This window comes from Micromonospora phaseoli, assembly GCF_900109115.1.
Classification (GTDB): domain Bacteria; phylum Actinomycetota; class Actinomycetes; order Mycobacteriales; family Micromonosporaceae; genus Micromonospora; species Micromonospora phaseoli.
Window position 1 is genome coordinate 298,537 of sequence record NZ_FNYV01000004.1, and the last position, 21,453, is coordinate 319,989.

21 protein-coding genes and 1 pseudogene are annotated in these 21,453 nt (G+C 72.6%); 6 read left to right on the forward strand and 16 right to left on the reverse strand.

Translation table 11 applies throughout. The features are described from left to right. Nucleotides 1-79 precede the first annotated feature (79 nt). Both BMY89_RS12895 and BMY89_RS12900 read right to left on the reverse strand, forming a co-directional pair. Nucleotides 80-1,339, reverse strand: a complete 1,260-nt coding sequence (locus BMY89_RS12895; protein ID WP_092379887.1) for a cupin domain-containing protein — start codon at nucleotides 1,337-1,339, stop codon at nucleotides 80-82. Nucleotides 1,340-1,354: 15 nt separating this feature from the next. Continuing rightward, nucleotides 1,355-1,591: pseudogene (locus BMY89_RS12900) on the reverse strand (hypothetical protein); the annotation flags it as partial. Nucleotides 1,592-1,794: 203 nt separating this feature from the next. On the opposite strand from BMY89_RS12900, the gene BMY89_RS12905 reads away from it, so the two are divergent. Beyond that, on the forward strand, nucleotides 1,795-2,532 hold the full coding sequence (locus BMY89_RS12905) for a PIG-L deacetylase family protein (protein ID WP_175510363.1): 738 nt from the start codon (nucleotides 1,795-1,797) through the stop codon (nucleotides 2,530-2,532). Between the two features lie 55 nt (nucleotides 2,533-2,587). On the opposite strand, the gene BMY89_RS12910 is transcribed toward BMY89_RS12905, so the two are convergent. The 8 genes from BMY89_RS12910 to BMY89_RS12950 all read right to left on the reverse strand — a co-directional run bounded on the left by BMY89_RS12910 (nucleotide 2,588) and on the right by BMY89_RS12950 (nucleotide 8,250). Further along, complete coding sequence (locus tag BMY89_RS12910; protein WP_092379891.1) at nucleotides 2,588-3,016, reverse strand: DUF2267 domain-containing protein; 429 nt, start codon at nucleotides 3,014-3,016, stop codon at nucleotides 2,588-2,590. A gap of 330 nt (nucleotides 3,017-3,346) precedes the next feature. After that, the gene (locus BMY89_RS12920; RefSeq protein ID WP_092379895.1) at nucleotides 3,347-4,222 is read right to left on the reverse strand and encodes a DUF72 domain-containing protein; all 876 of its coding nucleotides are present in this window, start codon (nucleotides 4,220-4,222) and stop codon (nucleotides 3,347-3,349) included. A gap of 45 nt (nucleotides 4,223-4,267) precedes the next feature. Further along, nucleotides 4,268-4,666: a TraR/DksA family transcriptional regulator gene (locus BMY89_RS12925; RefSeq protein ID WP_092379897.1), complete on the reverse strand. Its 399-nt coding sequence runs from the start codon at nucleotides 4,664-4,666 to the stop codon at nucleotides 4,268-4,270. Nucleotides 4,667-4,790: 124 nt separating this feature from the next. Continuing rightward, nucleotides 4,791-5,468, reverse strand: coding sequence for a nucleoside/nucleotide kinase family protein (locus BMY89_RS12930; protein WP_092380357.1), 678 nt, complete (start codon nucleotides 5,466-5,468; stop codon nucleotides 4,791-4,793). Nucleotides 5,469-5,573: 105 nt separating this feature from the next. After that, entirely contained in the window at nucleotides 5,574-6,182 is a 609-nt protein-coding gene (locus BMY89_RS12935) for a winged helix-turn-helix domain-containing protein (protein ID WP_092379899.1), read from the reverse strand. Between the two features lie 396 nt (nucleotides 6,183-6,578). After that, entirely contained in the window at nucleotides 6,579-7,106 is a 528-nt protein-coding gene (locus tag BMY89_RS31325; RefSeq protein WP_092379900.1) for a winged helix-turn-helix domain-containing protein, read from the reverse strand. Between the two features lie 45 nt (nucleotides 7,107-7,151). Next, entirely contained in the window at nucleotides 7,152-7,649 is a 498-nt protein-coding gene (locus BMY89_RS12945) for a rhodanese-like domain-containing protein (RefSeq protein ID WP_092379902.1), read from the reverse strand. 139 nt (nucleotides 7,650-7,788) lie between these two features. Continuing rightward, nucleotides 7,789-8,250: a cysteine dioxygenase gene (locus BMY89_RS12950; RefSeq protein ID WP_092379904.1), complete on the reverse strand. Its 462-nt coding sequence runs from the start codon at nucleotides 8,248-8,250 to the stop codon at nucleotides 7,789-7,791. Nucleotides 8,251-8,397: 147 nt separating this feature from the next. Between BMY89_RS12950 and BMY89_RS12955 the strand changes: the two genes are divergently transcribed. Continuing rightward, nucleotides 8,398-8,790 carry an ankyrin repeat domain-containing protein gene (locus BMY89_RS12955; RefSeq protein WP_092379906.1) on the forward strand — a complete coding sequence of 131 codons (393 nt, stop codon included), beginning with the start codon at nucleotides 8,398-8,400 and terminating at the stop codon, nucleotides 8,788-8,790. 7 nt (nucleotides 8,791-8,797) lie between these two features. Here BMY89_RS12955 and BMY89_RS12960 read toward each other — a convergent pair whose 3' ends face one another. From BMY89_RS12960 to secA2, 4 genes are all read right to left on the reverse strand, one after another. Then, complete coding sequence (locus tag BMY89_RS12960) at nucleotides 8,798-9,553, reverse strand: methyltransferase domain-containing protein (protein ID WP_092380358.1); 756 nt, start codon at nucleotides 9,551-9,553, stop codon at nucleotides 8,798-8,800. A gap of 123 nt (nucleotides 9,554-9,676) precedes the next feature. Then, complete coding sequence (locus BMY89_RS12965; RefSeq protein WP_092379908.1) at nucleotides 9,677-10,144, reverse strand: DUF2231 domain-containing protein; 468 nt, start codon at nucleotides 10,142-10,144, stop codon at nucleotides 9,677-9,679. A gap of 81 nt (nucleotides 10,145-10,225) precedes the next feature. Further along, on the reverse strand, nucleotides 10,226-10,966 hold the full coding sequence (locus BMY89_RS12970) for a GAF and ANTAR domain-containing protein (RefSeq protein ID WP_092379910.1): 741 nt from the start codon (nucleotides 10,964-10,966) through the stop codon (nucleotides 10,226-10,228). A 187-nt stretch (nucleotides 10,967-11,153) separates the two neighbouring features. After that, nucleotides 11,154-13,442 carry an accessory Sec system translocase SecA2 gene (gene secA2 / locus BMY89_RS12975; protein WP_092379912.1) on the reverse strand — a complete coding sequence of 763 codons (2,289 nt, stop codon included), beginning with the start codon at nucleotides 13,440-13,442 and terminating at the stop codon, nucleotides 11,154-11,156. 330 nt (nucleotides 13,443-13,772) lie between these two features. Here secA2 and BMY89_RS12980 point away from each other — a divergent pair, with 330 nt between their 5' ends. The 4 genes from BMY89_RS12980 (at nucleotide 13,773) to ctaD (ending at nucleotide 18,892) form a co-directional block, all read left to right on the forward strand. Continuing rightward, complete coding sequence (locus BMY89_RS12980) at nucleotides 13,773-14,756, forward strand: glucosyl-3-phosphoglycerate synthase (protein WP_232521319.1); 984 nt, start codon at nucleotides 13,773-13,775, stop codon at nucleotides 14,754-14,756. A gap of 50 nt (nucleotides 14,757-14,806) precedes the next feature. Then, nucleotides 14,807-15,991 carry a glycosyltransferase gene (locus tag BMY89_RS12985; RefSeq protein WP_092379916.1) on the forward strand — a complete coding sequence of 395 codons (1,185 nt, stop codon included), beginning with the start codon at nucleotides 14,807-14,809 and terminating at the stop codon, nucleotides 15,989-15,991. A gap of 61 nt (nucleotides 15,992-16,052) precedes the next feature. Beyond that, a complete protein-coding gene (locus BMY89_RS12990) occupies nucleotides 16,053-16,805 on the forward strand; it encodes an ATP-binding protein (RefSeq protein WP_232521274.1) in 753 nt (250 codons plus the stop codon). 86 nt (nucleotides 16,806-16,891) lie between these two features. Further along, nucleotides 16,892-18,892: an aa3-type cytochrome oxidase subunit I gene (ctaD, locus tag BMY89_RS12995; protein WP_092379920.1), complete on the forward strand. Its 2,001-nt coding sequence runs from the start codon at nucleotides 16,892-16,894 to the stop codon at nucleotides 18,890-18,892. A gap of 57 nt (nucleotides 18,893-18,949) precedes the next feature. Here the strand turns inward: ctaD and BMY89_RS13000 are convergent, their stop codons facing one another. Continuing rightward, nucleotides 18,950-19,825 (reverse strand): SigB/SigF/SigG family RNA polymerase sigma factor, encoded by an 876-nt coding sequence (locus BMY89_RS13000; RefSeq protein ID WP_092379922.1) that lies wholly within the window; start codon nucleotides 19,823-19,825, stop codon nucleotides 18,950-18,952. 219 nt (nucleotides 19,826-20,044) lie between these two features. Then, nucleotides 20,045-21,415: a hypothetical protein gene (locus BMY89_RS13005; protein WP_092380360.1), complete on the reverse strand. Its 1,371-nt coding sequence runs from the start codon at nucleotides 21,413-21,415 to the stop codon at nucleotides 20,045-20,047. Nucleotides 21,416-21,453: the final 38 nt, after the last annotated feature.

Genomic DNA, 21,453 nt, shown 5'->3' on the forward strand with positions numbered 1-21,453 from the left:
TTGCGTCTGGTTCCGGGCCGGAACCAGACGCAAACTTCTTGATCACACGATCGGGGCCGGGGGGCCGGGGTGGGGGGGGTCAGGTGGGGGTGGGGGTGGGGGTGAGGGCGGCTTCGCGGAGGAGGCGGCGGGTCAGGGTGACGCGGTCGGCGTCGCTGTCCAGGCCGGGGAGGTCGGCCACCCGGATCGGGTCGCCGGCGAGTAGGGCTCGCACCGCCGGTTCACACTGCGCCGGCAGGGTGATCGTGCGGTCGAACAGGCGCAGCGCGACCCGCTCGCCGGCGGCGGCGAGTTGCCAACGCAGGCCCGGGCGGGCGGCGACCCGGCTCTCGGCGTCCAGCGCGTCGATGGCGGCCGCCTGGGCCAGCGGCCGGATCGGGGCCGGGCGGGACGCCGGCCAGGCGCGCTGCCGCAGCCGGGCCGCCACCGCAGCCGGCTCGGCACGCAGCAGCCACTCCCGCAGCGCCTCGACGGTCTCGGTCAGCTCCGGTTCGATCGCGTCCGGGTCGGCCAGGTCGGTGCCGAACGGCAGGGTGGCCCGCAGCCGCTGATCCTCGGCGGCCAACGCGAGCAACTCCTCGACCAGCGCGTACCGGGTCAGTGCCCGGATGCCGACGGTCAGATGCAGCGAGCTGGACTCCTGCGCCTGCGCACTGTGCAGCCACCCCCGGGGCAGATAGAGCGCGTCGCCCGGTTCGAGCACCACGTCCAGCGCGGCCGGGCCCTGCGCGGTGGCGGCGACCTCGTCGGCCCGCCCGCCCCACGGCTGACGTTCCAGCGGGTCGGGCAGCACCGGCGGGTGGATACGCCAGTGTTTGCGGCCGTCGACCTGGAGCACGAAGACGTCGTGGGTGTCGTAGTGGGTGGCGAAACCCTGGCTGCCGGGCGGGGTCAGGTAGGCGTTGACCTGCATCGGTTGCCCCACGGCCGCGCTCAGGTCCCCGGTGAAGTCGATCACCGCAGGCCAGTTTCGGTGCAGGCCCTGCAGGACGAGGGTGGCACCGTCGGCGTACAGCTGGAGGACCTTCTCGTCGAGGACCTGGTCGCCGATCTCGGCACCGGCACCGCCGCCACCGGTGTACCGCGCCGCCGGCAGTAACTGGCCGTCCCGCGCCACCCGCAGGAACGGGGTACGCAGGCCGCGCCGGCTGAGCAGCTCGTCGGCGTCGGCGGGGCTGAACAGATCGGTGAAGCCGACCGGGTTGGGCAGCTCGGCGGCGCGGGACAGCAGCGGGGTGTGTCCCCAGTGGGCGGCGGCGAACTTCGCCGGCTCCACACTGACGCAGCGGGCCAGCGCCGCCGGGCGGCCGTGGCCGCCCGGCGGATCGAGGTACGTCATGACGGTCCGCTCTCAGGCGGTGCCGTCGGCGCCGCCGTCGTGCTGGCCCGCGGTGGCACCGCCGTCGGCCGGACCCTCGGCACCGCCGTCGGCACCACCGTCGTGCTGGCCCGGGGTGGCACCACCGTCGGCCGGACCCTCGGCGCAGCCGTCGGCACCACCGTCGTGCTGGCCCGGAGTCGCACCACCGTCGGCCGGACCCTCGAGCCCGCCGCCGCTGGTGGTCTGCATGTCATCGTCGTTGAGTGGCATCGTGCTCCCTCGGATGGACCCGCCCCCGCCGCCGTTGGTGGGGTGCGTCGTGCCGCGGGTGGTACCCCGCGCCCGATCTTCTTTAACCACACCTCATCCCACCGTAAACGCCCGAACCGTCGGAGATGACCGGTTCACCGCACGGGCGTGCGGGCACGGCCGATGGCAGGATGGACGCGGGCCACGAGCAGACGGAGGTGCCCATGACCGAGCCGCTGGAGCCGGTGACCGAGGACTGGCAGCGGGCGCTGGCCATCGTGGCGCATCCGGACGATCTGGAGTTCGGTGCCGCCGCCGCCATCGCCCGGTGGACCGACCAGGGCAAGCAGGTCGTCTACTGCCTGGTCACCAGCGGCGAGGCCGGCATCGACGGGATGGCGCCCGAGCAGGCCCGTCAGGTACGCGAGCAGGAGCAGCGTGAGTCCGCGGCTCTGGTGGGCGTGGACACGGTCGAGTTCCTGGGCCTGCCCGACGGGGTGCTGGAGTACGGCGTGGCGCTGCGCCGGGAGCTGGCCGCGGTGGTCCGCCGGCACCGGCCGGAGATCGTGATCACCAACAACTTCCGGGCCACCTGGGACGGCGCGAACGTGCTCAACCAGGCCGACCACATCGCGGTGGGCCGGGCCACCCTGGACGCGGTCCGCGACGCCGGCAACCGGTGGATCTTCCCCGAGCAGTTGACCAACGATGTCCAGCCGTGGGGCGGCGTACGCCAGGTGTGGGCGGCTTCCTCTCCCCGCTCCGCGCACGGGGTGGACACCACCGAGACGTTCGACCGGGGCGTGGCCTCGTTGCTGGCGCACGAGGCGTACCTGACCGGTCTGGGCGACGGCAGCTTCGACGCCGAGGAGTTCCTGGAGGGCGGCGCACGCCCGGTCGGGAGCCGGCTGGGCGTACGCTACGGCACCTCGTTCGAGGTGTTCCACTTCGACCTCTGGTGACCGGGCCGACGTCGGCCCGCCCCACCGCGGGTGGGGCGGGCCGTGACGTGGGCGGTCAGGGCATGATCTTGGCGAGGTCGGCGGGCATGTTGTCCCTCACGTCATCCCACTCGCCCTGGGTGATGTGCCGGCGCAGGGTGTCCAGCACCACCTGCACGATCCGCTCCGGGCCGCCCGCCACGTCATACGGGAAGCCCTGGCGGACCTCGTAGAGGAAGTCGTCGCGGTTGAGCTTGATCGGCACGTCCTGCGGCTGCCAGCCGTCGAAGTAGATGCCCCGCACCACCATCGGCAACTGGGCGGAGAACTCCACGCTCTCCTGCACCGGCATCCGGTCGCGCAGCAGGTGCAGCACGGTACGCAGGGCCGCGTACGACTGGTTGCGTTGCGCCTTCGGCCACCCGTACGCCTGCTCGATGTCCTTCAGGATCAGGTTGGTCTTGTCCACCGAAGAATCGATCGCGGACTGGAACTGCTCAGCCATCTGTCCACCCCCGTACGTCGGTTTCCCACCGTCGGTCGTCGTGCCGTCGCGGCGGACCCGCCGGTTCGCGTCGAGACCGGATCGGACTGGCCCGCCCGGCCCGGGCTGCCCGTCGGGCCGCCCCGGACACCCCGACGACGTGCAGCACCGCGCCGTGCCGCCAGTGCGGTACCAACCGAGCCGTCATCGCCAACCTCCTGCCTGGTGTTCGTGTCCACCGGCACGGTCGACGGAGCCGACCGCACTGCCCCATGGTCGACCCGGTCGGGGTGAGCCGTCCTCACCCCGACCGGGTGAGAAGGACCGGCACCGCCTGGCTGCACGTCCGGGTCAGGTCGCGTCGGCGAGGAGGTCCTGGAGTTGCTGGGCGTTGGTCTGGGCGTAGTCCCGATAGCAGTTGTTCATCAGGACGTGGGTCTGCTGCGTGTCTTCGGCCAGCTCACGCAGCTTGGGTGCCCAGTCTCGTAGCTCCCGGTCGGAGTAGCGGTAGCCGAACTTCTCGTGGATGTCCCTGCTGGTCCACTTGTCACTGTGGCCATGGAAGCGGACCACCGCGAGGTCCGAGGTGGCGGCCAGCACCGGCGGCACCGAAGAGCGGTGGCCCTGCGGCATGTCCACGCTTACGTACGCCAGCCGGTGCTCACGCAGGAAGTCGAGGGTCTCCACGGCGTTGTCCCCGTCGAACCAGGAGGCGTGCCGCAGCTCGAAGACCGGCCGCAACGGCGCGCAGCGCTTCGTCACCTCCAGCAGGTACTGCTTGTTGTCCCGCCGGATGGTGAACCAGGGCGGGAACTGGAACAGCAGCGCACCGAGTTTGCCCGCCTCGACCAGCGGGTCGAGGGCGCTGAGGAAGCGGGTCCAGATCTCCTCGTACGCCTGCGGCGGCAGATCGTCCGGGTAGAGGTTGCGCTTGTCGGTCTCCGGCCGCAGGTCCTTGTAGATCGCGGAGACCTTGGTGGGATGACCGGTGAGCAGGCTGAACGCCTTGACGTTGAAGGTGAAGCCGGCCGGGGTCCGTTCGGCCCACAGCTTCGCCGTGCGCTCCGCCGGCGGGGAGTAGTAGGTGGCGTCGACCTCGACCAGCGGGAACTGGCGGGCGTAGTAGGCCAGCCGTTTCTCCGGCGTGTCCGCCGTCTGCGGGTACCAGCCGGAGTCCAGCAGGGTCCGGTCGGTCCAGGACGCGGTGCCCACCCTGATCTCGCCCATGGATGAAGTCCACCGCGTCCCGGACCGGTCGGCAACCGCTGCCGCTCAGGCCGCCCGGCGTTCGCGGGTCTGCTTGCAGGTCACGCAGGTGGTGGCCGACGGGAAGATCTCCAGGCGCTCCACCGGGATGGGCGCGGTGCAGCCCTCACAGAAGCCGTAGGTGCCCTCGGCGAGCCGGGTCAGGGCGTGCTCGTACTGGGCGCGACGGTCCAGGATGGTACGCAGCAGCGACTGCGCGGTGTCCCGCTCGGCGGTCTTGGTGCCGCTGTCGGCCTGGTCGTCCCCCGCGGTGTCGCCGACCTCGACCAGCCGCAGCACCTGACTCTGCTGCACCGCCTGCTCGTACTCCGCGGACAGCTCGTCATGCCGGGCCTGCAGGGAGACCCGGATCTGGTCGATCTCCGCCGGGGATCGGCCGGTGCCGACCGTGTCGTGGACGAGCATCGCTGCCTGCCTTTCCTGGGCTCCTGGGTCGTCGCGGGTGAGGCTGCCCCCGGCCGCGACATACCGCCCAAGGTGATCGCACCCGGGCGCTGTGAGCCCCGCGAATACCCAGCTCCTCCGGAGGTCAAACCACCTCGTCCACGCTTTCTACCAGCGCCGGGCGACGCGGGTCGTCGACCCGGACCACCACGTCGGCGAAGCTCGCCGGAGCGACCTCGGCGGCGTACCGGTCGAACGCCGGCAGCGTCCACGCCAGGTCGGGATCGGTGCGCCGGCCGAGCGCGGCGGCCGACATCTCCAGGTGCACGACGACATCGAACGGCAACCCGCCGCCGAGCAGGAACGCACCGCTGACCAGCACCACCCCGGCCGGTGGCAGTTCGACGTACGCCGCCCGGCTGGCCCGGTCCGCCCGGGCGTCCCAGAGCGTGGTCAGCAGGCGGCCGGTCCCGCCCGGCCCCGCCGGATCCAGCACCTCGCGACGCAGACCGGCCTCGTCGACCCAGCCCTCGTAGTACGCGTCCGGGTTGGTGCGACCCCGTTCCAGGCGCACCGAGGCGGGTCGGAGGAAGTCCTCGGTCCGCACGTGCAGCACCGGCCGGCCGAGGGCCCGCAGCGGGTCGACCAGGGCCGCGGCCAGTTCGCCGGGACGGGCGGCGGGTGCCCCGTCCACCGCGACCCGCAGCCGTCCGGCGGCGGCAGGCTGACCGGCGGCGGCAGGCTGACCGGCCGGCTCGGTGGCGGCCAGGCGCTCGGTCAGCTCGGCGACGAGGAGCTGTGGTGAGATGGGGCGCACGCGCATCCGACCATCGTGCCCGGTCATCGCCGGATGCTGCTCAGGACCAGGCCAGCGGTCCAGCGGCTGCTGCCGGCGCCGGACGCCCGGCAGGAGATCCCCGGCAGGCGGTCAGCCGGCCGGTTCGACGGTCACCCGGGCGTCGTCGGCCAGCCGGTAGCCGACTCCGTAGACGGTGGTGACCAGCGGAACGTCCACGCCGACCTTGCCGCGCAGCCGCCGCACGTGCACGTCCACCGTGCGTACGCCGGCGTGCTCGTAGCCCCAGACCGCGTTGAGCAGCTGGAGTCGGGTGAAGACCCGCCGGGGGTGGGCCACCAGGTGCAGCAGCAGGTCGAACTCGAGCCGGGTCAGTGGCAGCGGCTCGCCGTCGCGCAGCACCGACCGGGACGAGGCCAGGATCTGCAGGTTGGGAATCGTCGGGGCGAGGTGCCGCGACGGCGTACGCCCAGCCGGGACGGCCTCGGCGCGGCGCTCCGGCACGACCGGGCCGGCGGAGATGGTGCCCTCGCCCCGCTCCAGCATCTCCCGGGCCGCCTCCAGCAGTCGGCGCGCGGCCGGCGTCAGCGACTCCTCACAGGCCAGCGGGATGGACAGGGTGACCGTGAGCACCGCGGCGGAAGTGTTGGTGGGGCGGCGCTGGCCGCCCGGAGGTCGACCGGGAACCGCGGGTTGGGACGTATGCCATCCGGCGCGCGACGAAGCGGGGCTGACCGACATGGTCCTCCTTGGCTGGTCCGGGTTTTCCCCACGGCCCCGGGACGCCGCCTTATCGATGCTTCCCGGCGCCCGTGCGAGGGTCAAGGGGCGGCCGCGTTGCATGAATGTGACAATTGACCGACACATCGGAGCCGACCGCTCGCTCTGCGTACGAGGCCAGATGATTACAGCAGAGTCGGGAAGTTGACCTGATGCGGGGGGTCACCGTCGCGTTTCGCGTTCCCCCGGGCGGGTGACCCCGCACCGGGCACCACGTCGGCTGATCACGCTCCCACGAGCCCTCGCCGTCACGCCGACGGGACAGCGAGGGCTCGGCGTGCCGCGGCTCGCCGGCCGGGCCGGACGGGTCGGCGGACGGGTGCCGCCGAGCGGGATGCGTGGCGGATCGGGCCGGGCTCAGGGTTCGATGGTCACCCGGGCGTCGTCGGCAAGGCGATAGCCGACACCATGGACGGTGGTCAGCAGTGGCGTGTCGGCACCCAGTTTGGCGCGCAGCCGGCGGACGTGCACGTCCACGGTGCGGGCCACCGCGTGGTCGTAGCCCCAGACCGAGCTGAGCAGTTGCAGCCGGGTGAACACCCGACGGGGCCGCTCGGCCAGGAAGAGCAGCAGGTCGTACTCGATCCGGGTCAGCGGGATCTTCCGGTCGCCGTGTCGTACGGTGCGTGGGCCGATGGAGATTCGCACGCTGTTCGGGTCGTCCACGGTGGCCCGGCCGGCCACGTCGCCCGGCGACAGCCGCCCCTCGCCCGACTCGGCGATCTCGCCGAGCAGTTCGAGCAGACGGTTCAGGCGTGGGCTCATCGACCCGGCGGCGAGGTCGACGGTGATGGTCAGGGTCGGCGTGGTGCGCGGTCGCACCACCCGGACCCGGTTGGCGCGGCCGGGCGGGTGCTGGCGCGGGCCGATGGCGACGACGGACATGGTGGCCTCCTGGGGACTACCGCCACGCCGGGTGGGGCGCGGCGGTCAGCGGGACGCCTGGCCGGCGGTCGCCGGGGGCGCGAGGGTGGACGGTCGGGTCGGCGGGGTCGGGCCGAGCACGGGCAGGCCGGCGATCCGCCAGGCGGCGAAGCCGCCGATCACGTCGGTGGCCCGGTACAGCCCGAGGTCCTGCAGTGCGGCAGCGGCCAGCGACGAGGTGTAGCCCTCCTGGCAGAGGACCACCACCGGCAGGTGGTAGCCGACCGCCTGGGGCAGCCGGGCCGGACAGCGCGGGTCCAGTCGCCACTCCAGGACGTTGCGCTCGACGGCGAGGGCGCCCGGCACGGTGCCGTGCGCGGCCCGCTGCGCGGCGGGACGGATGTCGACCAGCAGCGCGCCGGTCCGGCCCGCCACGTGCGCCCGCTCGGGGTCCAGCCGGGTCAGCCGGGCGCGGGCGGCGGCCAGGATCTCGTCGATCCCCCGGGACCCCGGGGGCGGCACCGGCGCCGGACAACCGGCGGCGGAGTCGGTCTGCGACATCATCGGCTCCTCTCAGAAAGATCAGCTACCTCGGCTCGGGAGGGACGGACGGCGCGCGGGGCGCGGTGGCCCGCCGGGGCGCGGTGGCCCGCCGGGGCGCGGTGGCCCGCCGGGGCGCGGTGGCCCGCCGGGCGTGACGGGTTCACCATGCCACGCCCGCCTCGGCCACCTCGGCCGCGAGCAGCCGGCCCCGTGCGAGGTGGTAACGGGTCATCCGGCGCAGCGCCGGACGGTAGACGTGGACGCTGACAGCGGGTTCGGCGTGCCGGTTGGTCACCACGTGCACGTGCCGGGGACCGAAACGGCGACCGGAGCCGGCGGTCAGCAGGTGGGCACGCAACCGGGCACCGCTGACCGTCTCCTCGGTGAGGGTGCCCGAGACGACCAGGAAGGCGCCCGAGGAGCCACCGTGGTCGTGCAGGTCGGTGCCCTGTCCAGGCAGCCAGCTCAGCGCCCACACCTCGTGCTGGTCGTTCGCGGCAATTCGCGCGTACCAACGGCTGGTCGGGTCGAAGCGCAACGACACCGGCCAGCCCGCGGGGTCGGCGGCCCACCGCCGGGCGACGGCGAGCAGGTCCGAGTCGGTGGCAGGCAGGGCAGGCATGGATTCCTCGCGTACGGTTCGGCGGCTGGTGTCGGTGCCAGTTTAGGAGATAAAGCCTATAGGTTTAATAGGTTATCCTGAATTCTGGGACATCGAGATCGTCCGACCGGCCGCGAGCGGCGGCACGGCGACGACTAGCCTGTACCGGTGAGCGATGAACTCGACCCCGAGACCCTGGAGTTCGCGCACCGGATGTTCGACCTGGCGCGCGACGGGGCGACCGAGGAACTGGCCGGGTACGTCGACGCGGGGCTGCCGGTCAACCTGACCAACGAGAAGGGCGACAGCCTGCTGATCCTGGCGGCGTACCACGCCCATCCGGACACCGTCGCCGCGCTGCTGACCCGAGGTGCCGACCACTCGCGCGCCAACGACCGGGGACAGACCGCGCTGGCCGCGGCGGTGTTCCGCAAGAACTCCGAGGCGGTACGCGCGCTGCTCGACGTCGGCGCCGACCCCGACGGCGGCAGCCCCTCCGCGGTCGAGACCGCCGAATTCTTCGACCTGCCGGAGATGCTCGCCCTGCTGCGTCCCGCCTGAGCGGCGCCTACCTCACGGCCTCGATGAGGAACCGCCGGGCGTGCGCGACGAAGGGACCCTCGGCCCGGATGCGTTCGTGCAGGCGGGCCAGGGCGGGCCGATGCGCGGCAACGGTGAAACCGGGTACCGTCCAGACCACCTTGCGCAGGAACCAGACCACCGCACCGATGTCGTGAAAGACGGTCCGCAGCGTCGCCTCGCGCAGATCCACCACGGTCAGACCAGCCGCCCGAGCCGTGTCCACCGCCGCTTCGGGGTGCCGCTGGGCCGGTGGCGGGAGCGGCCCGAGAATCGCCTCGCTGAGTTCGCGTACCGTCCCCGGGCCGATCTGCTGGGACAGGAACGTCCCGCCCGGACGCAGCACCCGGGCCACCTCCGGCCAGTCGGTACGCACCGGATGCCGGCTGACCACCAGTTCGAAGCTGGCGTCGCGGAACGGTAGCGGCGCGTCGGGGGTCACCGCGACCACGCTGGCCCCGAGCGGACGCAGGTTGGTCCGGGCCACCGGCACGTTCGGCGGCCACGCCTCGGTCGCGGCCAGCAGGCGGGGCGGGTCGGGCACCTCGGCGAGGACCTCTCCCCCGCCGGTGTCGATGTCCAGCGCCGCGTCGACGGCGGCCATCCGCGCCGCCACCAGACGGGCGTACCCCCAGGGTGGACGCTCCTCGGTGGCCCGCCCGCCGAGCCAGTCGAACGCCCAACCCTGCACCGGCGCGGCCGCTCCGTCGGCGACCAGTTCCTCGAAGTCCGCGTCCTGCACCACCGGGCCAGCGTGCCGGGCCAAGCACGCCTCGGCAACGCGTTTCCGCGGTGCCCAGATCAGTCGGGCGCGTTAATAGGGGGCCCCTCCTATACGCGAGGCGTTAAGAAGGGGCCCTTCCTTACGTCAGGCGCGGGTGCGGAGGCCCTCGAGGTGGGTGGCCTCGACGCGGCCCGTCTCGAAGTGGCGGATCAGCCGCGCGCCGAGCCGTACGCCCACGCCGCCGACGGCGAGCGCGAGCAGTTCGGTGGCCAGCAGCGCCGCGGTCGCGCCGCGGTGGGGCGCGTCGGCCCGGATCAGGCAGGAGAGCAGGAACAGCCCGGCCATGCCGGCATTGACGAGGTTGAAGGTGATCGCGGTGCGGCGGGTCCGGTCCGGCGGCACGTCCCACAGGTCGACCATCCCGGCGATCGCCGTCAGCGCCGCCGCCACCAGGGCGGCCACCGCCGTCCAGTAGCCGACCTCGCCCAGGAAGACCGGGCCGCCGGCCACGTCGGCGAGGTCGAAGATGACGGCACAGACGAAAAGCCCGTACGGGAACGTCACGAGCATCGGTTGGATCGGTTGTCCCTGTACCCGTAGCCGGCTCTGCATCACGGTCCCCCTGGCGATCGGTTCAGCCCATCAGTCCAGGGTGCTACCCGGGTGCCAGCCGGGCGAAACGAGCCGACCCGGTCAGTTCTCCCGGGGCCGGGAGACAGTGCTGACCAACCGCTCTGCCACCTCGCGCAGCGGGATCGACAGCGACGACGCCGCGCTGCGCAGCACGTCGAGGGCGTCGGAGGGCGGGCAGCCGCGCTGGGTCATGATGACGCCGACGGCCTGGCCGATCACGCCGTCGCCGAGCAGCGCCGCGTCCTGCGCCCCGCTCAGCGCGGCGCGCCTCTCCCGCTCGCGTACCGCCGCCAGCAGCAGGCCGGCGTGTTCGGCGAGCAGCATCGCGGTCAACTGGTGGCCGGGGGTCAGCACGTCGGATTCGCCGGCGTAGAGATTCACCGCGCCGATCACCTGATCGTCGATGTCGACCGGCGCGGAGATCACTCCGCGTACGCCCAGTTCACCGGCCCGGGGGGTCCAGTCCGGCCAGCGTGGCTCGCCGGCCAGGCACTCCGAGCCCACCATCTCCCGACGCCGGATCGCGTCCAGCGCGGGGGTGTCCGGGCCGTACCGCAGGTCGTCCAACCCGGCGAGCTGAAGGTCTGAGGCGGCCGCCCCGGCGGGCTCACCGGCTCGCAGGGCGGTGAATCCGCACCAACGCACCCCGACGAGGGCGTCCCGGGTGATCCGTACCAGCGCGGACAGCGCCTCGTCGAAGTCGTCGACGGCGATCAGGCCGGCGGTCAACTCCCGCAGCAGGGCCGCCGTCTCCAGTACGCCGAGGGGCTCCGCCCGTGGTGGGCGGGTCTCCAGGTTCACCGCTGGCCCTCGGCCCGCGCACGCCCGGCCAGCGTCGTCACCTGTCTCCTCCTCGGCTGGGGCCGCAGCTGCGCGGCTACCCTCGACATCACAGACCCGGCCTACTACCCACCGCGACAATGGTCGAAACGGCGCAAATTGGGGCCCCTCCCAGGGTACGGGTGCCGCCGGGAGGGGCGCGCCCGGCTCAGCTGCCGCCGCTGAGACGCCGCCCGACGGAGGCGATCAGCCGGTCCAGCTCGGAACCGAACGGGTTGTCGTGCACCAGGTACGTCCAGGTGGCGCTCGGCCGGACCAGCTCGGCCTCGTCCGGCTCCCAGTCCTCGTCGAACTCGGTCTCCGCGAAGGTCGCCAGGGTCCGCGCCTCGATCTCCGGGACCAGGTTGGTGAACGCCGGCACCGCGGCCCGGTGGAACTCGTCGAGCGGATCGAGCCGCCCCAGGGCCCGCAGGTGTACGCCCTCGCGGACCTCGGACAGCTCGGCCAGGTGCGAGGCCCACAGCCGGTCGAGATGGTAGAGCGCGATCGACCGGGCCGCCCGGGCCAGCAGGTCCTCGTCCATCTCGCCGGCCTTCTCGGGCATCTTGTCCAACAGCATCAGCGCGGCCACGTCGCTGGTGAGCAGCCGCTCCCGGCGCTCGGCGAGCGCCTTGCGCTGCTGTTCGGTCACCACGCTGTAGCGCCAGGTGTTGCGGTGGATCTCGTGGTTGACCCCCTCCGCGACCCGCTGGGCGTGCTCGACGGCGAAGTCCACCTGCGCGTCAGTGACCAGGCCGTCGGCGTTCATCCGGGGTGACGGCGGCACGGCGTCGCTGGCGTGCCGGACCACCAGGTCGTCCTCCAGGCTGACGAAGAAGACCGACCCACCCGGGTCGCCCTGCCGGCCGGCCCGGCCACGCAGCTGGTCGTCGACGCGACGGCTGTCGTGCCGACCGCCGCCCATCACGTAGAGGCCACCCAGCTCGGCCACCCGCTCCCGGTCGGCCTGGTCACTGCCGCCGAGGCGGATGTCGACGCCCCGACCGGCCATCTGGGTGGAGACGGTCACCGCGCCGTACGCGCCGGCCTCGGCGATGATCGCCGCCTCCTCGTCGTCGTTCTTGGCGTTGAGCACCACGCACGCCACCCCGGCGGCGTTGAGCCCGGCCGCCAGCTGCTCGGACTCCTTGACGTCCAGCGTGCCGACCAGCACCGGCCGCCCGTCGGCGTGGCAGCGCCTGATCTCGTCGATCAGCGCCTCCTCCTTCTCCGCCCGGGTGGCGTAGATGCGGTCCGGCTCGTCCACCCGCACGCACGGGGTGTTCGGCGGGATCACCGCGACCTCCAGGCCGAAGAACTCGCGCAGCTGATCGCCGACGAGCACCGCGGTGGCGGTCATGCCGCACAAATTCGGGTAGAGGCCGATGTACGCCTGCACGGCGATGGTGCCGAGCACCTCGCCCTCGGCCGTGGCGTCCAGGCCCTCCTTGGCCTCGACCGCCGCCTGTAGCCCGTCGGGCCAGCGGCGGCGCTGGGCGACCCGACCACGCATCTCGTCGATCAGCTCGACCGTGCCGTCCCGGACGATGTAGTCCACGTCCCGGTGCAGCAGGGCGTGCGCGTGCAGCGCCACGTTCACCGCCGAGAGCTGCTCGACGTTCTCCTCGTCGTACAGGTCGATGCCGAGCTTGGCCTCGACGGCGGCCAGGCCGGCCGAGGTGAACGCCACGCTGCGACCGTCGTCGGCGACCGTGTAGTGCCGGCCCTTGCGCAGGCCGCGGACCAGCGCGGCGGCGGCGTGCACCGGGTCCTGCTCGCCCGGCACCGAGCCGGCGAGGACCATCGGCACCCGGGCCTCGTCGATCAGGATCGAGTCGGCCTCGTCGACGATGGCGGTACACAGCGGGCGCTGCACCCGGTCCTCGACGTCGGTGACGAGCTGGTCGCGCAGGAAGTCGAAGCCGGCCTCGCTGACCGAGACGTAGGTCACGTCGCAGGCGTACGCGGCGCGGCGCTCGATCGGCGTGGACGCCTCGTTGACCCACCCGACGGTGAGCCCGAGCAGGGTGTAGATCGGCTCCATCCACTGGGCGTCGCGGCGGGCCAGGTAGTCGTTGACGGTGAGCACGTGCACCGGCCCGTTACCGAGCCGAACGTGCCCGTACGCGGCGATCGCGGCAGTGAGGGTCTTGCCCTCACCGGTGGCCATCTCGGCGACCTTGCCGGAGAGCAGTGACATCGCGCCGAGCAGCTGGACATCGTATGGCCGCTGGTCGATGCCGCGGCGGGCGGCCTCGCGGCCGAGCGCGCAGATCTCCTCGTAGCTCGACGCCGCGGCCGCCGCCTCGGTGAGTTCGGCGTCGTCGAACGCCGAGATCTCCTCCTCGCGCGCGTCGATGGCCGGCAGCAGCTTCTCCAGCGGGGCCAGGTCAACCGTGGTCCCCGGGCGCTGGAGGAACCGGCGGAGTCTGGTCTTGAACCGTTGCGACACACCCATGACCGGCAACGGTACGCCACCGGACCGATCTTGAACGTCCCACCCGGCCACGTTCTGAGGCACCCAATTCACGCGATCTTGCACTTTCCGCCTCGACAAAAGGGACGACCAGCGCACAACGGCGACCAGAAGTGCAAGATCGCGGAAGCGGGGTGCCCGGTCGGACGCAATCAAACGTTCATCACCCGGGAACGTGGCCGGAGCACGGTGGTGATCAAGCTGGGGGGACGGATCCGGTTAGCGTGCGGGGGGCTGGGAAATCCATCTCCCGGTCTTCCCGCCGACGAGGGGGTGTCTGTGCGCAACGATGAATCTCTGGTCTCGCCAGTGGTGGAGGCCTGGGCCACCTACCGGACCACCTCGGCGGCCGACTGGCCCACGCGGCGGTTGCTGGGCGCCAAGGGAGACAGCCGGGTCAGCGTGGTGCTGCCGGCGCGCAACGAGGAGGCGACGGTCGGCGCGATCGTGTCCACCATCCGCGAGCATCTGATGGACCGGGTGTCGCTGGTCGATGAGTTGATCGTGGTCGACTCGCGGTCCACCGACCGCACCGCGGCGGTGGCCCGGGCCGCCGGCGCGGAGGTGGTCAGTCAGGACGCGATGACCCGCGGCCTGCCCCGGCTGACCGGCAAGGGCGACGCGCTCTGGGCCGGGCTGGCCGCGGCGGAGGGCGACGTGGTGGCGTTCGTCGACGCCGACCTGCGGGAGTTTCGGCCACACTTCGTCACCGGGCTGCTCGGTCCGCTGCTCACCGACCCGTCGGTCGACTTCGTCAAGGGGTTCTACCACCGGCCACTGGTCAGCACGAGCGGCGTGGAGGCCGACGGAGGCGGTCGGGTGACCGAGCTGATGGCCCGGCCGATGCTGAACCTGTTCTGGCCGGAGCTGGCCGGCTTCGTGCAACCGCTCGCCGGCGAGTACGCCGGCCGCCGCGAGGTGCTGGCGCGGGTGCCGTTCGTCTCCGGTTACGGCGTGGAGACCGCCATGCTGATCGACCTGCTCGAACTCGTCGGACTGGACGCGCTGGCCCAGGTGGATCTGGGCGAGCGCAAGCATCGCCACCAGGACACCGCCGCGCTGGGCCGAATGTCCGCCCAGATCATGCTCACCGCCTGGTCCCGGCTGCAACGACGGGGCTGGGCCAACCCGGACGTACTGCCCACCGCCCTGCTGACCCAGTTCCGGCGGGGCGGCTCCGAGGCGCTGCCGAACCTGGACCGGGAGATCGTGGTCAGCGACGTCGCGATCGAGGAGCGACCGCCGCTGGCGCAGCTGCGCGACCGAGTGCCACGCCGCCGGGTCGCCGCGGCCTGACGGCCGGGGACCGGACCAGCCACGGACCGTCGAGGGAGGGACGCGACACGATGGGCCTCACCGTCCTGATGAACGCCGGTCCGTGGCTGTCGGTACCGCCGCCCGGCTACGGCGGGATCGAGAACGTGGTGGCCACCCTGGTGCCGCAGCTGCGGCGGCTCGGCGTCCGGGTGGTGCTCGCCTCGGTGGACAGCAGCACCCTGCCCACCGACGAGCGGATCTCGGTCTTCGCCGAGGGCCAGTTCGGCGCCCTGCAGCGGCCGTACAACCAGGTGTGTGGCATCGCCCAGGCGCACCTTGCCGGGGTCGTGCGCGAGCTGCGTGCCCGCGACGACATCGACCTGGTGCACGACCATGTGGAGGCGGTCGGCCTGGCCACGCTCGCCGCGATGGGTCCGGACGCCCCGCCCGTGCTGCACACCCTGCACTGGGACCTGGCCAAGCATCCGGAGCTGTACGGCGGCCTCGACGGCGGCGAGCGGATCCGGGTCAACGGGGTGTCGGCCGCGCAGCTGGCCAGGGCGCCGAAGGCGTTGCGGGAGCACTCGCTCGGGCACGTGCATCTGGGCACCCCGCTCGCCGAGGACGCCCATCGGCGCCCTCGGGTCACCAAGGCCGGGTACCTGCTGGTGCTGGGCCGGGTCAACCGGGGCAAGGGACAGGACGTGGCGGTCCGCCTGGCCCAGCGGGTGGGCTTCCCGCTGGTGCTGGCCGGACCGGTCGGCCCGTACCACCGGCCGGCGGAGCTCGCGGCGGCCGGCGACGGGGCACGACAGAACCCCGACGTGCGCTACTTCCAGGACGAGGTGGCCCCGTACGTCGACGGCGACCGGGTGCGCTGGGTCGGCACGGTAGCCGGGCGGGACCGGGACGCGCTGCTCGCCGCCGCCCGGGCCACGCTGTTCCCGCTGCGCTGGGAGGAGCCGGGTGGCACGGCGGTGGTGGAGTCGCTGGCCCTGGGCACCCCGGTGGTGGCGATCTCCCGGGGCTGCCTGCCCGAGCTGGTCGAGCACGGGCGCACCGGGCTGCTCACCGCCGACGAGGACGAGTTGGGTGATCTCGTGCTCGCCGCCGATCTGCTGGAGCCCGAGGAGTGCCGCCGGGAGGCCGCGGCCCGATTCACCCCGGCCGTGATGGCTCGCCGCTACCTCGCCCTGTACGAGCAGTTACGGCGCCTCGGGCCGCCGAACAGCAGCTCGGGGCCGGCTGCCCCGGCGAGGTTGCAGGCGGCCTGACCAGTCGGGCACGTCACGGTGCGGTTTCGGTGGGTGGGGGGCCGGGTACCAGGCAGGCTTCGTGAGCTGGCGAGATGAGGTGGAGATGGGAAGCCGGATCACCTGCCGGGTGCACGACGGTTCACCTGTCACCGTCGTGCACCTGGCCGGCACGCTCGACATGACCACCACGCGCGAGGTGTACCAGGTGCTGGAGCGGTGCCTGGCCGGCCAACCGGACGCGCTGGTGGTCGACCTGACCGGGCTGGCGATCCGGGACGAGCTGGCGGTGTCGGTCTTCGCCGCCGCGGCACGCCGCGCCGCCGACTGGCCGGTGGTGCCGATGGTGCTCTGTGCGCCGCACCCCGAGGCCGCCGCCTCGCTGGCCGGGTCGACCGCCTGCCGGGTGGTGCCGGTGCGCGAGACCTGCGCCGAGGCGACCCGGTTCGCGGGCGCGTCCGCCTCTCCCCGGCTACGGATCCGCCTGGAGCCGGTGGCCACCGCCTGCCGGCGGGCCCGGGAACTGGTCGCCGACGCCTGCACGCGGTGGAACCTGCCCGAGGCGGTCGGCCCGGCCTCGGTGGTCCTCAGTGAGCTGGTCGGCAACGTGGTCCGGCACGCCGGCACGCCGATGCAGGTCACGGTGACCCTGCGGCGGCCGTGGCTGTACCTGACGGTGGTCGACGGCAGTCGTGCCGCGGCCGAGCCGAGCCAGGCCGGCCAGCGGGACGAGGGCGGCCGTGGGCTGCTGCTGGTACGCGAGCTCGCCGACCGCTGGGGCAGCGCGCCGGCCGGTGACGGCAAGGCCGTCTGGGCCACGCTACCGGCGAATTGACCGAATTTCCCCCTCTCGCCTGGTTACATGGTCGACGGGGCGGGTAGCCACGCCCGTCCTTTCTGTCGTCAGCGGGGTGAGAGCGAATGCCCAAGCGGGTAACCACCGAACCTGGACAGGACCGAGGGCCGGCGATTCTCGCCCCGGCCCGGTTCGGCGGCTATCCCGGACCACTGCGCAAGCCGATCCCCGGCGCCTCGCTGATCAGGTTCCTGGGCACCACCGACCACAAGCAGATCGGCCTGCTCTACCTGCTGACCTCGTTCGCCTTCTTCGTGCTGGGCGGGATCGAGGCGATGCTGATCCGCGCCGAACTGGCCCGGCCGGGCCTGCAGCTGCTCTCCGCGGAGCAGTACAACCAGCTGTTCACCTCGCACGGCGCGGTGATGCTGCTGCTGTTCGCCACCCCGGCGGCGTTCGGCTTCGCCAACTACATCGTGCCGATCCAGATCGGCGCGCCGGACGTGTCGTTCCCCCGGCTGAACGCCCTGGCGTACTGGCTCTACCTGTTCGGCGGCCTGATGGTCGTCGGCGGTCTCCTCACCCCGCAGGGTTCGGCCGACTTCGGCTGGACCGCGTACACCCCGCTGAGCACCGTCGAGCACTCCCCCGGCGTCGGCGCGAACATGTGGGTGATCGGCCTGGTCGTCTCCGGTCTGGGCACCATCCTCGGCGCGGTCAACCTGATCGCCACGATCCTTACCCTGCGCGCCCCGGGCATGACCATGTTCCGGATGCCGATCTTCACCTGGAACATGCTGTTCACCAGCGTGCTGGTGATCCTGGTCTTCCCGCTGCTGGCCGCCGCGCTGCTGGCGCTGAGCGCCGACCGGCTGCTCGACGCGCAGGTGTTCAACCCCGACACCGGCGGGCCGATGCTCTGGCAGCACCTGTTCTGGTTCTTCGGCCACCCCGAGGTCTACATCATCGCGCTGCCGTTCTTCGGCATCATCACCGAGGTCATCCCGGTCTTCTCCCGCAAGCCGATCTTCGGCTACACCGGGCTGGTGCTGGCCACCATCGCGATCACCGTGCTGTCGATGACGGTCTGGGCGCACCACATGTTCGCCACCGGCCAGGTGCTGCTGCCCTTCTTCAGCATCCTCAGCTATCTGATCGCCGTGCCGACCGGAGTGAAGTTCTTCAACTGGATCGGCACCATGTGGAAGGGGCAACTGACCTTCGAGACGCCGATGCTGTTCTCCATCGGCTTCCTGGTCACCTTCCTGCTCGGTGGGCTCACCGGCGTACTGCTGGCCAGCCCACCGGCCGACTGGCACACCCACGACAGCTACTTCGTGGTGGCCCACTTCCACTACGTGGTCTTCGGCACCGTGGTCTTCGCCCTCTTCGCCGGCTTCTACTTCTGGTGGCCGAAGATGACCGGGCGGCTGCTCGACGAGCGGCTCGGCAAGCTGCACTTCTGGACCATGTTCATCGGCTTCCACGGCACCTTCCTGGTGCACCACTGGCTGGGCAGCGAGGGCATGCCCCGGCGGTACGCCGACTACCTGCCCACCGACGGGTTCACCACGCTGAACACGATCTCCAGCATCTTCTCGTTCGTGCTCGGCGCGTCCACCCTCTTCTTCATCTGGAACGCCTGGAAGTCCTGGCGGTACGGGGCACAGGTGACCGTGGACGACCCCTGGGGCTTCGGCAACTCGCTGGAATGGGCCACCACCTGCCCGCCGCCGCTGCGCAACTTCGACCGGATGCCCCGGATCCGCTCCGAACGCCCGGCCTTCGACGCCAAGTACGGCGAACTCGTCTCCGACCTCGGCCGCGACCTTCCCCAACGGACCGTCAAACCGCCGCAGGAGTTCCACGAGGAGCTGCACCGTGAGGAGCACCCGCCCGAGTCGCCCGCCGCCGAGGGCGCGCACGGGGCGCGGGAGGCGGTGGCGTACCAGCCCGCGCCGCAGTCCGGCGCCCGGCCGGTCGAGGTGCCGGAGCCGGAGCAGATCCGCCGGCCCAGCTTCGAGGAGACCGACGCGCCGGGGCAGGAACCGCCGAGGGAGGAACCGCCGAAGGCCGGCGAGCGGTGGCGGCACCCCCGCGGGCACCGCGACTCCAGCGACGACTGACCCGCAACGTACGGCGGGGCGGCACCGATCCGGTGCCGCCCCGCCTGTTGCCGCCGTCTACCGCACGTGCGACCCCACCGTCCGGGTCTCCTTGGCCATCGACTCCGACTCGGCCGGACCGTTCTGCCAGGGCGGCGGCGCGTCGGCCAGCATCGCCTGGCGCAGCCAGGTCAGCGCCCGCGACAGCAGCCGCGACACGTGCATCTGGGAGATGCCGAAGCGGGCCGCGATCTCGGCCTGGGTCTGGTTGCCGTAGAACCGCATGGCCAGGATCCGCCGCTCCCGCCAGGGCAGCCGGTGCAGCAGGCCGCTGACCGTCACCCGGTCGTCGACGGACTCCAGAGCGAAGTCCGACTCGCCGACCAGGTCGCCGAACTCCGCCGAACTCTCCCCGCCGACCGGCGCGTTGAGCGAGGCCGGACTGTAGCCGGCGGCCGACTCCAACGCGGCGAGGATCTCCTCCTGCGGAGTGTCCAGCCGCTTCGACAACTCGGCGACCGTCGGCGCCCGGGACAGCTCACTGGTCAGCGCCGCCGTCGCCTGGCCCACCTCGAGGATCAGGTCACGCAGCCGACGGGGCACGTGCACGCCCCAGGTGCGGTCCCGGAAATGCCGCTTGATCTCACCAACGATGGTGATCGCCGCGTACGCGGTGAACGAACCCCGTTCCGGGTCGTACCGGTCGACGGCGTTGACCAGCCCCAGACGGGCCACCTGCTCTAGATCCTCCAGCGGTTCCCCGCGCCCCCGGTACCGGCGGGCCAGCCGACCGGCGAACGGCAGCGCGAAGCGGACCAGGTCGTCGCGTGCCTCCTGGCGACGTTCCGTCGGCAGTCCCTCGATCCGTGCCGCGTACGCCAGTGCCGCCGCGTCAAGGTCCTCCAGGCCCCGATCGTTGGTTGGTGGTGTGGTTGTGGTCGTCTGTCCGAACATCCGCGCCTCCCTCAGGAAGGACCCCGCCCGGATTCGCCGACACCGGGCACGCGCGTAGGCACGCACGGGCCTGTAAGTGGGTTACATGACTGGGATGCCAGCGGGCGACGGCGCCGCACCGCGCTAGGTGATCAGCCTGTCGCAGCCGGCGGTGTTCCCGCTCCGTAGGTACTCAATCACGGCGCCGCGGGTTCGCGAGGATGTTTCGTCAGCCCGGTCTCAACAGATCAGCAGGCCGTGGTGGGTGCCGGCGTCGCGCAGCGCGGCGAGGGCGTCGGCCACCGCCAGCGGCGCCGGGCTGGGCAGGTCGTACGGCTGGGCGCGGAGCACCTCGGTGGCCCGGCGGGTGGGTACCGAGGTGACCGGGTAGCCCCGGGCCGAGGTGCGGTCCAGGGCCCGTCGCCGCCGGCCGAATCCCGCGATCGCCAGCCACTGGGGTAACCCGGCCAGCGCCGGCGAGCGTACCCCCGGCGGCTCCGGCAGCACGTCGACCGAGCTGAACGACTCGCTGCCGGCCAGCCACCACTCCACCTGCTCGACGCTGCGCCGGGCGGCATTCTCGCACCAGTACGGCACCAGGCCGGCGCGGATCACCTGCCACGGATCGAGCAGCCGGCCGCATTCGACCACCAACCGGTCACCGGTCTTGCCGGCGGCGCGCAGCCACCGGCGGTACAGGTCGGCGGTGGCCGCGCTGAGCACCTCCGGCGCGGGGAAGAGGATCCGGTGCAACGGATGTCCGCGCCGGGCGGCCCATTCCCGCGCTCCGCGTTCGAAACCGGACTCCACGCCGTGCTCGGCGACACCGGGCGGAGCGGAGACCTCCGGCGGCTCCCAGTGCGCGCTGTCACCGCCGGCCGAACGCAGCACCTGGCGCAGCGCGTGACTGTCGGGGTGGAAGTCCACCGGGTTCAGGCCGCTGGCCGGGGAGCCCAACTGGAAGCTGTGCCCGTCGGCGGCGTCGACCACCGGCCAGGTCCGCGTGTCGTGCAGCACCAGCACCGGCGTACCCGGGGCCAGCCGCTCGGTCAGAAACCTGCGGTACGCGGCCGGCAGCGCCCGCCAGCGGCCGGTCAGCGCCACGGTCGCCCCGGCCAGCGCGCCCCGGCTGGCCGGGCAGTGCACCTGACGCAGATGCAGATCGGGGTTGCCGGCGAGGATCCGTCCGGCGAGCGCGGCACCGTGGTCCATGGCGGGGCGGGGACGGTCCACCGCGCCCTGCGGCCAGTGTGCGGTCATCTCGAAGCCGGCGGGCAGCCACGGCATCCCGAGCGCCACCGCGAGGTGCGCGGCGCTGCCGTGCGGCGAGCCGAGCAGCACTCCCGGGTACCGGCGGCGCGGGTACTGGTCGACGAACCACTGGGCGACGCGGGCCGCGTCGACCTCCGCTGCCTGCCCGGCGGTGAGGGCGATCCGGCCGGCGGTGCGGATCGCGGCGGCCCGACGGACCGGGTCGGGCGTGCCGGCGAAGCGGGACACCGGCCCAACCCGGCCGAGGTCGGCGCAGTCGGTGCCGCGTAACGCGCGGGCGGTGGCCGCGACCAGGATCCGGGCGGTGCTGCCGGGCGCCACCACCCGGTCGCCGGCCATCCCGGCGCCGGCCGCCGTGAGCCCCGGGCGCACCTTGC

Coding starts and splice junctions, on each gene's coding strand:
- BMY89_RS12895 (WP_092379887.1), bottom strand. CDS start 1,339: ATGACGTACCTCGATCCGCCGGGCGGCCACGGCCGCCCGGCGGCGCTG.
- BMY89_RS12905 (WP_175510363.1), top strand. CDS start 1,795: ATGACCGAGCCGCTGGAGCCGGTGACCGAGGACTGGCAGCGGGCGCTG.
- BMY89_RS12910 (WP_092379891.1), bottom strand. CDS start 3,016: ATGGCTGAGCAGTTCCAGTCCGCGATCGATTCTTCGGTGGACAAGACC.
- BMY89_RS12920 (WP_092379895.1), bottom strand. CDS start 4,222: ATGGGCGAGATCAGGGTGGGCACCGCGTCCTGGACCGACCGGACCCTG.
- BMY89_RS12925 (WP_092379897.1), bottom strand. CDS start 4,666: ATGCTCGTCCACGACACGGTCGGCACCGGCCGATCCCCGGCGGAGATC.
- BMY89_RS12930 (WP_092380357.1), bottom strand. CDS start 5,468: ATGCGCGTGCGCCCCATCTCACCACAGCTCCTCGTCGCCGAGCTGACC.
- BMY89_RS12935 (WP_092379899.1), bottom strand. CDS start 6,182: ATGTCGGTCAGCCCCGCTTCGTCGCGCGCCGGATGGCATACGTCCCAA.
- BMY89_RS31325 (WP_092379900.1), bottom strand. CDS start 7,106: ATGTCCGTCGTCGCCATCGGCCCGCGCCAGCACCCGCCCGGCCGCGCC.
- BMY89_RS12945 (WP_092379902.1), bottom strand. CDS start 7,649: ATGATGTCGCAGACCGACTCCGCCGCCGGTTGTCCGGCGCCGGTGCCG.
- BMY89_RS12950 (WP_092379904.1), bottom strand. CDS start 8,250: ATGCCTGCCCTGCCTGCCACCGACTCGGACCTGCTCGCCGTCGCCCGG.
- BMY89_RS12965 (WP_092379908.1), bottom strand. CDS start 10,144: ATGCAGAGCCGGCTACGGGTACAGGGACAACCGATCCAACCGATGCTC.
- secA2 (WP_092379912.1), bottom strand. CDS start 13,442: ATGGGTGTGTCGCAACGGTTCAAGACCAGACTCCGCCGGTTCCTCCAG.
- BMY89_RS12985 (WP_092379916.1), top strand. CDS start 14,807: ATGGGCCTCACCGTCCTGATGAACGCCGGTCCGTGGCTGTCGGTACCG.
- ctaD (WP_092379920.1), top strand. CDS start 16,892: ATGCCCAAGCGGGTAACCACCGAACCTGGACAGGACCGAGGGCCGGCG.
- BMY89_RS13000 (WP_092379922.1), bottom strand. CDS start 19,825: ATGTTCGGACAGACGACCACAACCACACCACCAACCAACGATCGGGGC.
- BMY89_RS13005 (WP_092380360.1), bottom strand. CDS start 21,415: ATGGCCGGCGACCGGGTGGTGGCGCCCGGCAGCACCGCCCGGATCCTG.